This is a genomic window from Rhizobium sp. ZW T2_16 (assembly GCF_044987325.1).
In the GTDB taxonomy this organism is placed as follows: domain Bacteria; phylum Pseudomonadota; class Alphaproteobacteria; order Rhizobiales; family Rhizobiaceae; genus Neorhizobium; species Neorhizobium cellulosilyticum.
The window spans coordinates 52,678-68,497 of the sequence record NZ_JBJDRG010000009.1 but is presented as its reverse complement, the minus strand read 5'-3'; the positions used below and the strand labels follow the sequence as shown (position 1 = coordinate 68,497).

15 protein-coding genes are annotated in these 15,820 nt (G+C 57.7%); 7 read left to right on the top strand and 8 right to left on the bottom strand.

The window, feature by feature from the left end:
• Positions 1 to 54: 54 nt before the first annotated feature.
• The 4 genes from ACI3K0_RS20165 to nirK form a co-directional block, all read right to left on the bottom strand.
• Positions 55 to 1,872 carry a PAS domain S-box protein gene (locus ACI3K0_RS20165; RefSeq protein ID WP_404946086.1) on the bottom strand — a complete coding sequence of 606 codons (1,818 nt, stop codon included), beginning with the start codon at positions 1,870 to 1,872 and terminating at the stop codon, positions 55 to 57.
• A 591-nt stretch (positions 1,873 to 2,463) separates the two neighbouring features.
• A complete protein-coding gene (locus ACI3K0_RS20160; protein WP_183686745.1) occupies positions 2,464 to 3,168 on the bottom strand; it encodes a Crp/Fnr family transcriptional regulator in 705 nt (234 codons plus the stop codon).
• 91 nt (positions 3,169 to 3,259) lie between these two features.
• On the bottom strand, positions 3,260 to 4,156 hold the full coding sequence (locus ACI3K0_RS20155) for a formylglycine-generating enzyme family protein (RefSeq protein ID WP_404946085.1): 897 nt from the start codon (positions 4,154 to 4,156) through the stop codon (positions 3,260 to 3,262).
• 82 nt (positions 4,157 to 4,238) lie between these two features.
• Positions 4,239 to 5,378, bottom strand: a complete 1,140-nt coding sequence (nirK, locus tag ACI3K0_RS20150; protein ID WP_206827654.1) for a copper-containing nitrite reductase — start codon at positions 5,376 to 5,378, stop codon at positions 4,239 to 4,241.
• Positions 5,379 to 5,837: 459 nt separating this feature from the next.
• On the opposite strand from nirK, the gene napE reads away from it, so the two are divergent.
• The 6 genes from napE to ACI3K0_RS20120 are packed head-to-tail and all read left to right on the top strand — an operon-like array spanning position 5,838 to position 10,474.
• The gene (napE, locus tag ACI3K0_RS20145) at positions 5,838 to 6,053 is read left to right on the top strand and encodes a periplasmic nitrate reductase, NapE protein (protein ID WP_404946084.1); all 216 of its coding nucleotides are present in this window, start codon (positions 5,838 to 5,840) and stop codon (positions 6,051 to 6,053) included.
• Positions 6,054 to 6,058: 5 nt separating this feature from the next.
• Positions 6,059 to 6,559, top strand: coding sequence for a ferredoxin-type protein NapF (gene napF / locus ACI3K0_RS20140; RefSeq protein ID WP_404946083.1), 501 nt, complete (start codon positions 6,059 to 6,061; stop codon positions 6,557 to 6,559).
• On the top strand, positions 6,552 to 6,833 hold the full coding sequence (locus ACI3K0_RS20135) for a chaperone NapD (RefSeq protein ID WP_148144231.1): 282 nt from the start codon (positions 6,552 to 6,554) through the stop codon (positions 6,831 to 6,833). Before napF ends, ACI3K0_RS20135 begins: the two co-directional genes overlap by 8 nt.
• The gene (gene napA / locus ACI3K0_RS20130; RefSeq protein WP_404946082.1) at positions 6,808 to 9,312 is read left to right on the top strand and encodes a periplasmic nitrate reductase subunit alpha; all 2,505 of its coding nucleotides are present in this window, start codon (positions 6,808 to 6,810) and stop codon (positions 9,310 to 9,312) included. Before ACI3K0_RS20135 ends, napA begins: the two co-directional genes overlap by 26 nt.
• Complete coding sequence (locus tag ACI3K0_RS20125) at positions 9,282 to 9,773, top strand: nitrate reductase cytochrome c-type subunit (protein ID WP_148144233.1); 492 nt, start codon at positions 9,282 to 9,284, stop codon at positions 9,771 to 9,773. The genes napA and ACI3K0_RS20125 overlap by 31 nt, the downstream gene beginning before the upstream one ends.
• Positions 9,770 to 10,474 carry a NapC/NirT family cytochrome c gene (locus ACI3K0_RS20120; RefSeq protein ID WP_404946081.1) on the top strand — a complete coding sequence of 235 codons (705 nt, stop codon included), beginning with the start codon at positions 9,770 to 9,772 and terminating at the stop codon, positions 10,472 to 10,474. Before ACI3K0_RS20125 ends, ACI3K0_RS20120 begins: the two co-directional genes overlap by 4 nt.
• Positions 10,475 to 10,567: 93 nt before the next feature.
• Here the strand turns inward: ACI3K0_RS20120 and ACI3K0_RS20115 are convergent, their stop codons facing one another.
• Together ACI3K0_RS20115 and ACI3K0_RS20110 are read right to left on the bottom strand one after the other, a co-directional pair.
• Positions 10,568 to 11,077 carry a DUF2249 domain-containing protein gene (locus tag ACI3K0_RS20115; RefSeq protein WP_404946080.1) on the bottom strand — a complete coding sequence of 170 codons (510 nt, stop codon included), beginning with the start codon at positions 11,075 to 11,077 and terminating at the stop codon, positions 10,568 to 10,570.
• 70 nt (positions 11,078 to 11,147) lie between these two features.
• Positions 11,148 to 11,429, bottom strand: a complete 282-nt coding sequence (locus ACI3K0_RS20110; protein WP_148144235.1) for a DUF2249 domain-containing protein — start codon at positions 11,427 to 11,429, stop codon at positions 11,148 to 11,150.
• Positions 11,430 to 11,633: 204 nt separating this feature from the next.
• On the opposite strand from ACI3K0_RS20110, the gene hemN reads away from it, so the two are divergent.
• Positions 11,634 to 12,986, top strand: a complete 1,353-nt coding sequence (gene hemN / locus ACI3K0_RS20105; protein ID WP_404946079.1) for an oxygen-independent coproporphyrinogen III oxidase — start codon at positions 11,634 to 11,636, stop codon at positions 12,984 to 12,986.
• 68 nt (positions 12,987 to 13,054) lie between these two features.
• Here hemN and ACI3K0_RS20100 read toward each other — a convergent pair whose 3' ends face one another.
• A complete protein-coding gene (locus ACI3K0_RS20100) occupies positions 13,055 to 14,953 on the bottom strand; it encodes a nitric oxide reductase activation protein NorD (protein WP_404946078.1) in 1,899 nt (632 codons plus the stop codon).
• 12 nt (positions 14,954 to 14,965) lie between these two features.
• On the bottom strand, positions 14,966 to 15,769 hold the full coding sequence (locus ACI3K0_RS20095) for a CbbQ/NirQ/NorQ/GpvN family protein (RefSeq protein WP_206827665.1): 804 nt from the start codon (positions 15,767 to 15,769) through the stop codon (positions 14,966 to 14,968).
• Between the last annotated feature and the right edge of the window lie 51 nt (positions 15,770 to 15,820).

Here is a 15,820-nt window from a genome sequence, read left to right as displayed (position 1 = left end):
CTGATTGAGTTGCGTCACGAGAGAAGTCATGGCGGGGAAAATAGTTCCTGCTGGTCATGCCCTGCCGTGTGGCGGCATTAACGCTTCGATTTCGCAGATGACCCCGGCAGAATCATATATGATCGTCGATGTTCCATTGAGCTCGGCCGCCAGCAAACGCTCGACCAGTCGAGATCCGAAGCCCGTCCTGGTCGGGGCACCTACGCTCGGCCCGTCCCTTTCCTGCCAGCGGAGACGAAGAGAAGTGGTTTGGGGGGCATAGAGCCAGGTAATCGATACTTTGCCCGTCGGTACGGAAAGGGCACCGTACTTGGCCGCGTTCGTTCCAAGTTCATGGAGGGCGAGCGACAATGTTGCAACGGCCTTTTGGGGCAGCAGAACTGATGGACCGGAGATTTCGAAACGCTCCGGCGGGTAAGGTGCAGCCACCCGCTCGACCACAGCAGCGAGATCCGCGCTTTGCCAGTCACCTTCTGCGAGCAGATCGTGAGCGTGCGCCATTGCCGACAGCCGCGCTTCGAATGCGGCTACCGCATCTGTTGTATAAGTCGTCTTCGCAAAGGTCTGACGCGCGATAGCGATCACTGTCGCGAAGACATTCTTCACCCGGTGATGCAACTCGCCGATCAAAACCGCCTGAAGCCGATCGGCCTCCATTTTTGTGGAAATATCATGGGCGATTTTCGATGCCCCGACAATCTTGCCGGCAGTGTCATGAATGGGTGAGACGCTCAGCAGAACGTCGACCAGATGGCCGTCCTTGCGGCGACGCTTGGTCTCATAGGCCTCGATTACGGAGCCGGCTTTGATCTGCTCGAGCAGAGCCGGCTCCTCTTCGGCCCTGTCTTCTGGCACCAAAGCCAGAACAGACTGACCAAGGATCTCATCGGCTTTGTAGCCATAAAGCCGTTCAGCACCGCCGTTCCATGATGCGATAGTCATGTCCAGGTCTATCGCAAGGATCGCATCGTTTGAGGACGCGATGATCGAGGCTAACCGGCGCTCTGCCTCTTGAGTCTTTTTTCTTTCACTGATGTCGATCGAAACGACAGCAACCTGATGGATACGCCCTTGTGCATCGCGCAGCGCAGAAACGGTATTGTTAACCCACACGAGACTGCCATCTTTCCTCACATATCGCTTCTCCATGTCGAAGCTTTCGCCGGTGGCTGCAAGCTGGCTGAACAGCCGGTTTTGCTCGGGCATGTCATCGAGGTAGGTGATGTCGGCGATACTCTTTCCGATGAGCTCCCGTTCTTCATAACCAACGATTTCGCAAAACCGCCGATTGACGTGCAGGATCTCCCCTTTCAGGCTGCCTTGGCCGATGCCGGCTGCCGACTGCGACACGACAGCTCTTAGCCGCTCCTCGCTTTCCTGCAGGGCCTGATCGGCGCGAACGCGGTCCGTCGTTTCATTCACGATGCAGAAGACGCCTCGCACGACCCCGTCCTCGTCATGGATAGCGGAATACGAGATGTCGAAATAGACGGTTTCGGGGTAGCCATGACGCTCGATGTAGAAGGGGCGATCCTTCGCGGCGACTGTCTCACCGGTGTCCATCACACGGCACAAGAGTGGCTCGAGATCGTCCCAAAGCTCGGGCCAATTCTCTCGCGCGGGTCGGCCAAAAGCTATAGGATGCCGATGGCCGATGGTCGGAGCGTAAGACTCATTGTAGAGCGCGACCAGATCTGGTCCCCAGAACATGACGATCTGGGCCTTTGCCGGCAGCATGATATCGACAGCGGATTGCAGACAGCGAGGCCATGCTGGTGGCGGACCGAGGAAAGAACCGTCCCATCTTCCGCTCTCGATCAATCGCGAGATCTCGTCCGTCCCTTTGAAGGTTTTTCCAGTCTCGCTTCGCATTGGTACCCGCTCTACTTGCCGCTGCGATATTGCACATCGTGTTCCCGATTGGTTGTTGGCAGATTTATGGCGGCAGATGACTGCTGCAAGGCCATTCCGCAATGAATTCGGAAAGCGAAGGTAACCGACCTTTGAGGTTAGAGGCATCCAATGCAGGCCCTCTTCAAATCAAAGCCTGCTCTGCCAAGCTTTCATTTCTGAACTCTGGTCACGGCCCATGACCGACGTTGACATGCCACCTGGCATAGGATGGCATGCCGCTCGCCGCGATTATTCGCGACCGCTCGCCACCGATCAAGATCATTGTGTCTGACCATGTCGACGACGCCAGGCGATCTAATTCCAGCCGAAACAGTTTTCTTCTCGACCTTATCGAGAAGAACAAATCATAGAGACAATTGATGCCATTATAGGCATGCAATCATCGGCTAGCACTGTCTGCAAGTGCCTTGTGGTCATCCATAGTTCGGACGAAGTCAGGCAGTGCCTGGTGTCCTTCCCAAGAAGAATTGTCTTCCAAAATTCGAGGATTTCTTCGCAGGCACGAGAACTCTTTCGTCTCCGTACCTCGTAGGAAAATAAAGCGGAGTCTTATTTTCTCCGTCGAAATTCGCCCGCGGCAATACTCTCAAGCCCCGACATATCTGTTACAAAGAGCTTTTGTCGCCCGCCCAGCACAAACCCCATTTGTTCCCACGCGCTTAAAATGCGCGAAACTGTGTGAAGGGTAGTGCCGGTCATTTCCGCAATGTCCTGCCGGGAAATCAGGAAATCGATGCGGATGCCACGCTCCTCCTGTTTCCCCGCCTTCTTGGCAAGGCGCAGAACGGTGTGAGCAACCCGTCGTTCCACTTCCTCGGTCGACATTTCGCGGATGCGAACATGTGCTTCTTCCAGTCTCTCCCCAATAGTCTGCATGGCCGTCACGGCAAGGCGCGGATTGTGCTCTACAAAGCTCGGCCAAAGCTCCGTTGGCCAAGCCAGCGTGACACTTTCGGCTACGGCCGTTGCCGTGCCTGGGTAGTCCGTACGCTGCAGTGCCCTGGCAAAGCCGAACAAATCACCTGGATGCACGACCCTGACAATGATCTGCTGGCCGTCTTCCGTCACCTGCGTCACCTTGAGCCGGCCGTGCAGAAGAAGAAAGAAACTGTCGGCGGATCCGCCTTGTTCGAAAACTGCCTCCCCTTGGGCAAAGCGCCGTGCAGACGCATGTTGCAGCAACCGATCCAACTCATCGTCCGGCATAAGGTCGAAAAGCGAAATAGATCGAATAAGCGAGCGGTCGATTTTCAAGGTGGCTTGTTCCTCGGTGCGAAGCCGGTCAGGTCGCGTTCATAGTGAAACGCAGCCCACTTCCCTCCCTGAGGAATCGGCATGAGTAACGCTACATCGGACGACCCGAAATGGCAAAAAGCAGCGGCGCATACCACCGTCTGTCACGCACGAGGCGAAAGCCTACGTTGTCGGGTGGTGCGCCGACCGAACAACCGCCACCTTTAGGTTCACGAATAAACGAGCTCAACGGGGCGCTGTGTTTGCCGGCCGTAATATAGATACCGCAACTTTCGGCTTCCGATATCGGCTTCGAGTACCTGTCCAGCATGACCCTGCGCAGGCAGGTTGATGTCCATTCCCATATATTTCCTCCGAAATCGGCAAGGCCGTGTTCGTTCTCGCCAAAACTCCCATAGGGTTGAGGATGAGGAAGACGCGAGGCTTTGCGCGCGGTTTCGCGTTCATAGTCCGCCAGCCAACGCAATGCGGGATTCTTGCTGTCCGGATCGATGCCGAGTGCATCATCCGGATATTTCGAGCCTGCAGCAAACGCCAGTTCTTCAATGGCCGGCAATCGCCAGATCTCTCCGGTTTTATGAGAAAGCCAGCGGGCATACATGGCCGCATCGTCAAAGCTTACCCCGGTCACGGGCAAATCCGCGCCTGACGATGTCGGCAAATCGCGGCGAGTACAGCCCCCTTCGAGAACACATTGATCGTAGCTCTCGGCACTTACCTGATACTTCATGATTTCCAACGGCTGTCGGAGAGTTTTGGTCATCGGCGCGTCGACGGCGAGGCCATTGCGAAAGAACTCCCCACTTTCACGATACTCTGAGCGACCCGCAGGGATGCTGATGGTTTCAGGAACTGGGCCGCCGTTTCCACGCGTCGGTAGTAATCCAGACTGAAAGCCAATTGCGCCCGTCAAGCCGACAACAAGTGCGAACGGAAGAGCGATTGACGAAAAGGCATTACGAAGAAGAGCGGCATTGACAAACGTCATAGGATCCTCCGATCCCTCCGGCCTCCTCTGACCGGCACGGAGATGCGGCTCGGCACTCGATCCGAGGCCGAGCCAAACATCGTCAACCCGAGGTCGGCGAGACCACGGCTGTCATAAGGTCATCGTTCCAGTCGCCCGTCACCTTGAAGTGGCCGGCCGCGCCAAGTTCGAACGCCTCGATCAGATTGTGGTTTACATATGCATAGATACCAGGCTGCTGGAACGTGTAGTAAGCCGCACCTGCAGCGCCTCCAGGGATGAACCATGTTTCCTGATCGAGTTCTGGCGGATTGGCGAACTTGCCGGTAGCCCAGACATAGTCGCCATGGCCCCCGATGAGATGCGGACGCGTATCTCTGTTGGCTTGCGAATGCAGGATCAGGACGCGGTCGCCAACCTTTGCCTGCAAGGCGTTCTCACCCGTCAAAGCGCCGACCGCCCCGTTAAACACGACATGTGTCGGGGTTAGTGTCTTCATTGCTTCCAGGACATCCGGATAGGCTTCACCAGCACTTTCGTACTTCTTGAACTGACCGTTCTCATCCTTAGGGACATAGAAGTCCTGCTCGCCGACATAGTACACCTTGTCGTAAACGAGGTCGTGGCCCTTGTGGTCCTTGAGTCCGTCACGCGGCAAAACCATGATCGCGCCATTCATGCCCGAAGTGACATGCCATGGCACCATGCCGGCGGGGGCACAGTGGTAGACAAAGACACCCGCCTTGGTGGCCTTGAAGCGCAGCACCGCCGTCTCACCGGGATTGACCACCGTCAGCGCCCCGCCACCCAGCGCACCCGTCGCCGAATGGAAATCTATATTGTGCTGCAGCTCATTGGTATCGGGGTTGACGAGCGTCAGTTCGACGTAGTCGTCCTGGTGAACGACCATCATCGGCCCCGGAACAGATCCATCGAATGTCATCGCATGGACTTCCGTCCCTTTGTCGTCGACGATAATCTTCTTTTCCTGGATGGTCATCTTGAACTCGATAACCTTTGGCGCGCCCTCACCCTTCTGGGTGTGGGCATGTACGAACGGCGGCCTGACCAAGTCAACCTTGACGCGCTTCAGCGTCGCGATGTTTGCTGCTGTTGCAGCGGGATTTGTCTTGATATCTCCACCTTCGGCATGTGCAACAGAGGTGACGACCGGCGCCAATGCTCCCGCGACAGCTGCGCCGGCCAGCATGCTCCGGCGGGTCAACCGAAACTGTTCACTCATGAAAGTCTCTCCCTTTTTCAAGAAGCGGACCAATGTCTGTTCCGCAGCTTCGAAGTTAGATCGACTTGAATGCGCGTTATTGTTCCAACACAAATAAAAACGAGAGTTATCGCGTATAGGTAGATTACGCGAAGAGACACTCGTCCACTTGATCAATGCTGATTTTTAGGGAACACTGAAGTACCGGGCGAAGAAAGTTTTGCTCATCGAGCCCTGGGGCAGTGGCCGATCCGAACCATGATGGGACTTGGTTTCAGTACATTGGCAATATCGTCTTGAATGTTGTGCGTCGCCCGCGGCACAGCCTTCGTTCGTCTTCTTTTTAATCTTTACGCATATTTTTTTGGCGAACTGCGGCTTATTTGATTTTTATCAAGGTGAACGATTGTCGGATTTGGTTATAATTAAGGCATTTGGTGCATATTTGCATTTCAGATCTTGCAAGAACCGGAAGCGAATATGGTTGAGCCGACCGCAACTCTCGAACAGACATCGTTCCGTCAAAAGCGGCGTCGCGAGCTGCTGACTTTTGTTGTTCTCGCGTTTGGTATCTGGCCCATAGTCGCGGTCGGCACTGTTGCCACCTATGGCTTCGCAGTTTGGACCTACCAGATCGTCTATGGCCCCCCTGGCCCGCACGACATAACCCCGGCACGGCCAAATTCGGCGGAGTGAGTGACATGGGGCAGATGGCCAGCACGCGTCGCGCATTCTTGACCGGCAGCGTTTTGCGCGAAAACAGCAGTTATTATCCGCCCGGCGTTACAGATGAATCCGTAGGCAACTGTACGGGCTGCAGTAACTGCGTTGATGCCTGTCCGACAAAAATAATCAGCCTGCGTGATCGTATTCCCACCGTCGATTTTCAAGTCGGCGAATGTACGTTCTGCGGTGAATGTTCCGCGCGATGTCCTGAGCGGGTTTTCCCGCCTGAACCCGCCACATCATTCGCGCATCATGCCGTCATCGCAGATAGCTGTCTCGCGTTGAACTTCGTTGATTGCCAGGCGTGTCGCGATGCCTGTCCGACGACGGCAATCCGGTTCAAACCCCGGCTGGGCGGGCCTTTCGTACCGGTGCTCGATACTGATCCTTGTACCGGTTGCGGTGCATGCGTTTCAGTCTGTCCCACCCAGTCCATCACCATGACGGCAAACAGGATGGAGGTGGCGCATGCGTGAACCACAGCACCATATATCGAGCGCCGTGGTCGTCGTGCGGCCGGAAGCGGTCGAGCGTATGACTGCCGCCCTCACCGATATCGAAGGCGTCGAGGTGCATGCCACCGGCGGCGGCAAGATCGTCATCGTCATCGAAGGCCCGAGTTCCGGCTTTCTCGGTGAAACATTGATCGGAATTTCGGCGATGGATGACGTCATCGCCGCACACATGGTCTTCGAACAGACAATTACAGAGAAGGAGATGTCGGATGACGGCAGAACTCACGCGGCGTGACGTGCTGAAAGCGCAAGCTGCTGCCATCGCAGCATCGACAGCCGGTATCGCCATGCCGGCAGCCGCCCAATCCGTCCCCGGTGGCGTTGCGGCACTGGAAATCAAGTGGTCCAAGGCCCCCTGTCGCTTCTGCGGCACCGGTTGCGGCGTCATGGTCGGTGTTAAGGAAAACCATGTGGTTGCCACCCATGGCGACATGGAGGCCGAGGTCAATCGCGGCCTCAACTGCGTCAAGGGCTACTTCCTGTCGAAAATCATGTACGGCAAGGACCGGCTGACGACACCGCTCCTACGCAAACGCAACGGCGTCTTTGACAAGGAAGGCGAATTCGAACCCGTCACCTGGGAAGAAGCCTTCGACATCATGGCCGAGAAGGCCAAGAAGACCCTGAAGGAAAAGGGCCCGACAGCGCTCGGAATGTTCGGCTCCGGCCAATGGACGATTTTCGAAGGGTATGCCGCGACAAAACTGATGCGCGCTGGCTTCCGATCGAACAACCTCGACCCCAACGCCCGCCACTGCATGGCGTCGGCAGCTTATGGCTTCATGCGCACCTTCGGCATGGACGAGCCGATGGGCTGTTATGACGACTTCGAGCATGCCGACGCCTTCGTGCTGTGGGGCTCGAACATGGCTGAGATGCATCCCATCCTGTGGACGCGTCTTGCCGACCGTCGCCTGGGCCACGAGCATGTAAAGGTCTCTGTTCTATCGACCTTCACCCATCGCAGCATGGACCTTGCCGACATTCCGCTGGTCTTCAAACCCGGCACGGATCTGGCGATCCTTAACTACATCGCCAACCACATCATCCAGACCGGTCGCGTCAACCAGGAATTCATCGACAAGAACACCAAGTTCATGCAGGCGACGACCGACATCGGTTATGGCCTGCGCGCCGAACACCCGCTGGAAGTCAAGGCAACCGGTGCGGCTAAGGCGGCCGAGATGACGCCGATCGATTTCGAAGCCTTCAAGAAGCACGTCTCCGAATACACGCTCGACAACGTTGCCGAGCTTGCAGGTGTCGACAAAGCCTTTCTTGAACAGCTGGCCGAGCTTTATGCCGACCCCAAGGTCAAGGTCATGTCGCTCTGGACTATGGGCTTCAACCAGCACGTCCGCGGCGTTTGGGCCAACCAGATGGTCTACAACATCCATCTCTTGACCGGTAAAATCTCCGAGCCGGGCAACAGCCCCTTCTCGCTGACCGGCCAGCCTTCGGCCTGCGGCACCGCCCGCGAGGTCGGCACGTTTGCCCACCGCCTGCCGGCCGACATGACTGTGACTAATCCGGAGCATCGCAAACACGCAGAGGAACTCTGGAAGATCCCGCACGGCATCATCCCGGAAAAGCCCGGCTACCATGCCGTCCAGCAGGATCGCATGCTGCATGATGGTAAGCTGAACTTCTACTGGGTTCAGGTGAACAACAACATGCAGGCCGCCGCCAACAACAGCAACGAGGCCTATCTCGGCTATCGCAACCCGGACAATTTCATCGTTGTTTCGGATGCCTACCCGACGGTAACGGCCCTAAGTGCCGATCTTATCCTGCCCGCTGCGATGTGGGTGGAGAAGGAAGGTGCTTACGGCAATGCCGAACGCCGCACCCATGTATGGCATCAGTTGGTAAACGCGCCGGGCGAAGCCCGCTCCGACCTCTGGCAGTTGGTTGAGTTCTCCAAGCGATTCACCACCGAGGAAGTCTGGCCGCAGGACATTCTCGACCAGAACCCGGACTATAAAGGCAAGACCCTCTATCAAGTCCTTTTCCAGAATGGTCAGGTCGACCGGTTCCCGGTCACCGAAATCTCGCCAGACTACGAAAACCGCGAGGCCAAGGCTTTTGGCTTTTACATCCAGAAAGGCATATTCGAGGAATATGCGAGCTTCGGACGTGGCCATGGCCACGACTTGGGTCCATACGACCTCTATCATGAAGTTCGCGGTCTGCGCTGGCCGGTGGTCGACGGCAAGGAAACCAAATGGCGTTACCGTGAAGGTTATGATCCCTACGTGAAAGCAGGCGAAGGCGTCAAATTTTACGGTCAGAAGGACGGTCGCGCCGTCATCCTCGCCGCCCCTTACGAGCCGCCGGCGGAATCACCGGATGACGAGTTCGGCTTCTGGCTGGTCACCGGCCGTGTTCTCGAACACTGGCATTCCGGCTCTATGACCATGCGCGTTCCCGAACTCTACAGAGCGTTCCCAGGTGCCCGCTGCTTCATGAACGGCGACGACGCGCGCCGGCTCGGCATCAACCAGGGTGGACAGGTTAAAATCCAGTCCCGCCGCGGCGAGATCATCAGCCGGGTGGATATCCGCGGCCGTAACCGCATGCCGCATGGCGTGATCTTCGTGCCTTGGTTCGACGCCAGCCAGCTGATCAACAAGGTCACGCTCGATGCCACCGACCCCATTTCCAAACAGACGGATTTCAAAAAATGCGCAGTCAAGATCCTTCCCGTCGCCTGAGTCGGCGTCTCTGGACGCTTTTCGCGCTTGCTCTGTGTCTGGTCACCGGCACGGTCGCTCTCGCACAGACCGTGCCGCAACTATCGGGCCGTTCAAGCCCGATGCAAAACACCGGAGCGGATCCCCTGCCGAGATGGATCGTCGACGACATCCAGAAGATGCGCAACTATCCCGATCAGCCGCCGGTCATCCCGCATTCGATCGAGGGATACCAGCTGTCGGTCAACACCAACCGCTGCATGTCCTGTCACCGACGTGAACTGACAGAAGGTTCCGGTGCGCCGATGATCAGCGTTACCCATTATATGAACCGTGAGGGCCAGATGCTGGCCGACGTTTCGCCGCGCCGTTATTTCTGCACTGCGTGCCACGTCCCGCAGGCAGATACGCGGCCCTTGGTCGACAACACGTTCAAGGATATGAGCGAACTCGGCTTCAAACCGGCGGGATCTGGACAATGATCGGCATGATCAAAGCAGTGATCCTTTGGGCCTGGCGTATTCTCGCCACGCCCGCGGGAACCTTGGGCCTGGGCTTCCTCACGCTCGGCGGTTTTGTTGGAGGGGTGATTTTCTGGGGCGCGTTCAACACGGCACTGGAAGTGACCAATACTGAAAAATTCTGCACCGGTTGTCACGAAATGAAGACAAACGTCTACGAGGAATTGACGCAAACGGTGCATTTCTCCAACCGTTCGGGTGTTCGGGCATCTTGTCCGGATTGCCACGTCCCGCATCAATGGACCGATAAGATCGCCCGCAAGATGCAGGCTTCGAAAGAAGTCTGGGGCAAGATCTTCGGCACGATCGACACGCGCGAGAAGTTTCTCGACAAGCGGCTTGAGCTTGCCCAGCACGAATGGGCGCGTCTGAAGGCCAATGACAGCCTGGAATGCCGGAATTGCCACTCGTCGATTGCTATGGATTTGACCAAGCAGACGAAACGCGCCGCCGACATTCACACACGTTATCTCCTCTCGGGCAAGGCGACCTGCATCGACTGCCACAAGGGAATTGCGCATGAACTTCCCAACATGGATGGTGTCGATCCCGGCTGGAAGGTTCCGGCCGAGCTGATGGGTAAAGCCGCCTCGCACGGTCTTCAGGACACCGATCAGCTGGCAGCCTATCTGGCCGCCCGGGAAGGTAACATCATCGACTGATCGCTAGATGTAATCAGCCCCGAAACGGGGCTGATTATACTATATAGTGGCGATGACACGCGATACGATCAGGATGGAAATAGGTCCAGTCCGCTATCCGACCCGGATAAGCATTCGATAGACGTTGCCTGAACCATCCGAAGCACCGACCCAGCGGTGCCCCCTGTTTTCGAGCTCGGTCGCCAGGAATGCTGGCTCGCGGTCAAAAAGCACAAACAAGACTTCGCCCGGCTCCATCAACGAAAGTCGCGACAGCACTTTTTCCATCGGGACTGGTGGTTGCGCACCGACGAGGTCGAGCTGCCATAAGGGCTCCGGCCAATCCGAAGCGTCCTCGGCGCCGCTCGATACGGCGACATGAGCCGCCTGTTTTGTAATCGGCGAAAAGATAATCTCCCAATCGCCGGTATCGAGCTCAAGGGTTTCGCTTGAAAAACCCTGTCTGCTCATCAGCGGCAGAAGCGGTGTCGGCTTGAATGTGGAGAGAAGCCGCAGCCCCTCTCCTGGCGCTAATGACTGAACAGCCGCCATGATGTCCTGAAAAGGCTCCCCGCCTTCGCGCAGAATAGGGCGGACATCGAGTTCCTTGTAAACCTGCGACATGCGGATTCTCCTAATAAAGGAATGTGGGCCGCTGCAATTAACCCGACAGTTTCAAAACAGCCGCCTTATATCAGTGATTGCCACCGCAGGAACAACCGCAACCATCATGCTTGAGCCGCTTGAGCTCAACCTTCCAAAGCTGCGGGCCGTGCTCGAGGTATTCCCACCCAAACAGGCCGGCGAAGTTAGTATCGAGATGCATGCGCAAAGGGATCGGATCGTGATCTACTGTAATGTGCAGCACCTCACCAGGCTCAAGCGTTTCGAGCGTGCCGAAAATGCGCCGATGGCGCTGAGCCCCCGGAATTTCGCGAACATCGATCGAGAGAACCTCACCAAGCTTTGCAGTCATCGTGTTTATCGTCCTTCATCTGCCCGCGAGATATGTCGGGCCTGGGGCGCGGCCTATGATCTTTCGCTAACACACGCAAAACGCCCCCTCGTTGTTTCGGCTCAAAGATCTTTCAGATCCAGCCAATCCGTTCGCTGCTTGGCATTCGGCAAAGAAGGATAGGTGTGCGACCTCTAATGTTGCTCCTGTCACAGGAGTTGAACGATGAAGAGAAGCATTCTTGAGCGCTATGGCGACGCCCGCCTGCCGCGTTACACCAGCTATCCGACCGCGCCGCGGTTTTCTCCGTCCATTGGTGGTGGAACCTATGGCGACTGGTTGTCCCAGATCGAGGGCGACGATCCCATCTCTCTTTATGTCCATATTCCGTTCTGTCGGTCGATGTGCTGGTACTGCGGCTGTCACACGACGATCACCCTGAAAGACCAGCCGATACTCGATTATCTCGATGTCCTGAAACGGGAGATAAGTCTGGTTGCTGACGCCATGCCGAGAAAGCCGGAAATAGCCACGATCCATTTCGGTGGCGGCACGCCGACGATCATGGAACCAAATGAATTTCTGGATCTCGACTTCCACCTGCGCAGCCGTTTCGCTTTTGTCGAGAAAACGGAACTGGCGGTAGAGATCGATCCCCGCACCCTGACCGATAAGATGATCTCTGCCCTCGGCAAGGCCGGTGTCACGCGTGCGAGCCTAGGCGTGCAGAGCTTTGATCCGAAAGTGCAAAAAGCGATCAACCGCATTCAGACGCCAAAGCAGACCCGCGCTGCAACTGAAGGCCTACGCGCCGCCGGTGTCGGAAGTATCAATTTCGACCTCATCTATGGCTTGCCGCATCAAACCGTCGCTTCCGCAATCGAAACGGCAGAAACCGCCATATCCATGCGCCCCGACCGGTTTGCCGTTTTTGGCTATGCCCACGTCCCGACCTTCAAGAAACATCAGCGCCTTATCGATGAGGCAGCGCTCGCAGACGCAGCCGGACGCCATGCACAGGCCGAGGCGATTGCCGAGACCTTGCTCGATGCCGGATACAGGCAGATCGGGCTCGACCATTTTGCCCTTCCCGGCGACAGCCTGTCGATAGCTGCCAAAACCGGATCGCTACATCGGAATTTCCAGGGTTATACGACGGACGCCTGTGAGACCCTGATCGGCTTCGGCGCTTCTGCGATCGGCCGTTCAGCTCATGGCTACGTGCAAAACGAGGTCGCTATCGGCCGATATGCGCAGTCGGTCGCCACTGGCCAGCTTGCCACTGCCAAAGGCTATCGGCTGACCGCCGACGATCGGCTGAGAGCGGAGATCATCGAGCGGGTCATGTGCGATTTTTCGGTCGATCTTGCTGCGATATGCCAATCTCACGGTGTCTCGGCAGATACGGTCGTGAATGGGAATCCGCAGCTTCAACGCCTGCTCGCAGATGAAATCGTAACATTGGAGAATGGGGTTTTGCTCCTGCGCGGCGAGGAGCGTTTCCTGGTGAGGGCAGTTGCTACCTGTTTCGACGCCTATCTTGCTCAGGCGGGCCGCACCCATTCCAAAGCGGCTTAAACGCTCATTGTAAAAGATGGACCCGGCCTTCGGGTAAGGCCGGGTCCTCGCTGGAGTCGGTTGGGCGATTAACCGACCAGCCCGCGATAGATGGCCGGAAGTGCCGAAGGCAGCTTGCGGATATCCGGCACGACAGAAAATCCATGCTGACCGAAAATCGCCGGCACATAGGATTTGGCATCCTGATCGACGGTAACCCCGAACACCTGCACACCCTTGCGACGCGCCTCGATCACCGAACGCCGCGTATCCTCCAGCGCGAACCGGCCTTCGTAGTGATCGACATCATTGGGCTTGCCGTCGGTCAGCACCAGCATAAGGTGCTTACGGTTGGGCTGTTCGGACAGTTTTGCCGCCGCATGGCGAATGGCAGCGCCGATACGGGTGTAATAGCCCGGTTTCAGCGAGGCGATACGGCGGCGCACAGCTTGGTTCATCGGCTCGTCGAATGCCTTGATGGTTTCCACCCGCACCCAGTCGCGACGCCGCGAGGTAAATGTCAGGATGGAGTGGTTGTCGCCACAGGCGGAGAGGCCTTCCGTCAGCACCATCAGCGCTTCCTTCTCCACATCGAGAACACGGCGGTCGTTGAACCAGGAATCAGTAGACAGCGACACATCGACCAGCAGCGTTACCGCCAGATCATGCGCCTGCGGGCGGCTCATCAGATGGATGCGGTCCGAGCATTCGCCGCTGGCCTTCAAGTCGGTGCGGCTGCGCACCACGGCATCCAGATCGAGATCGGAACCATCGAACTGGGCGCGCAGCATTTCACGTTTCGGCCGCATCACCTCGAACTGCCGTCGCACCCGGCGAATGAGGTTTTTGACCTGCTCGGACTGCTGGAAGTCCTCGCCCTCCAGCGGAGCCGGACCGGCAAACACCCGGCAATGATCGCGCATATAGACGCCGCGACGATAATCCCATTCCGGATAGGTGAGTTCAGCGACAAGAGGCGTATGCACCAGCGCTTCCGGCGGCAGGTCGAGATCGAAACGGAATTTTGCCGATGGTCGCCCCTTTCGCTCGCCGAGCGTCATCTCGTCCAATTCGTCGGCAGCCGCCGCGTCATGATCGTCGCTATCGTCACCGGGGCGATCGACATTAACCATCTCCGCCATGGCGAGGATTTTTTCGAAACGGTTGAGGATAAAAGGGCTGCGCTCGCCTTTCCTCTGAGAATCCTTTTCGCGCACGGCGATATGGCGGCCACCCGCCATGGCATCCTGCGTTGCGCCACCGGCGGGACGATCCTCCTCCTGCCGCGGTTCCGCCTCCTCCCGCGAAAACACATCCGGCCAGAGCGGCACCGGCAGCATTGGCAAATAACCGGGCGGCGCCTTCAGCGGCCACGGCCCCGCTTGGTAAAGCGGCGCAAGACCGGCGCCATGCCGCAACAGATCGCTGATGCGATTTTCCACCATCTGCTCGATACGCGGCAGCTTTCCGCGCTGGCGTTGTTCGATCAGCGACAGACAGAGATTTTGATAACGCGGCATCAATCCTGGGAAGGCTTCAAGCACATCCTCCACCCGGTGCGCCGCCTGTTCAAGCAGTGCAAGATCGCGGCGAAGCGGATCGATTTCATGGATCGGCGAAAGATCCATCCGCGCCATGACCGCCGCGAGCCACAGATAGAGATCGCGGTTGAGATCGCGCTGCGGCATCAGGTCTAGCACCGGCGGCAACATCAACGATGCCTCGTCGCGGGCCGGGTGGACGAGCTTTTCTTCTCCCAAACCCATGCGCTGGCGAAGTTTCAGGCGATGCGCGGATGCCTTGCCCCGGGCGGGAACGAGCTGTACCGCCCGCTCGCCACCGAAACCACGGAAGCAGAGGGAGATCACCGGAAGCAGCTCTTCCAGCTTCACCGCCGCCGCCTCATATCGCGGCCAGGTGCGGGTATTGCCGGCAAAATTGTGCCAGGCGCGCCCCACGGTTTCTTCGAGCTCGAGAAAATCCAGCATCGCGTCCTCCCCTTAGCGGATTACCGCCTGCATCAGTTCGAGAAGCGCCGAGCGCACATCCTGCTCATCAGTCAGCGGCTCGATCATCGCAGAGCGCACCGCATCACGCGGTTCAAGGCCGGCATCGATCAGGCTTGCGCAATAGACCAGGAGACGGGTGGAAACGCCCTCTTCCAGATCATGGCCCTTCAGGGCCCGCAGCCGGCGAGCGAGTTCGACCAGCGGTTCGACCCGCGCCGCATCAAGACCGCTTTCCTCAACTACGACCTCGATCTCGCGTGCCTTGGGCAGAAAATCGAACTCGATCGCCACGAAACGCTGGCGTGTCGAGGGTTTGAGCGTTTTCAACAGGCTCTGGTAACCGGGATTGTAGGAAACGACGAGCATGAACGAACCCGGCGCTTCCAGCTGTTCGCCGGTGCGCTCCAAGGGCAGAATGCGGCGGTCGTCGGTCAAGGGGTGAAGCACGACCGCAACATCCTTGCGGGCTTCAACCACTTCATCGAGGTAACAAATGCCGCCATCGCGCACCGCCCGCGTCAACGGACCATCGACCCACACTGTATCGCCGCCCTTCAGCAGATAACGGCCGGTAAGGTCGGCGGCGGCGAGATCGTCATGGCAGGACACGGTGGTCAAAGGCAGGCCGAGCTTTGCCGCCATATGGCTGACAAAGCGGGTCTTCCCGCAACCGGTCGGGCCTTTCAGCAGTAGAGGCAGCTGGCGTGTCCAGGCGGTTTCGAACAGGGCGCATTCATTGCCAGCCGGCGCATAGGCCGGGATCTGGGAGGTCGAGTGACGCAGATGCATGTTCATCGGAGATTTCCTTAAGGATGAAAGGATAATTCCCGGCCCGCGCTTCAGGAT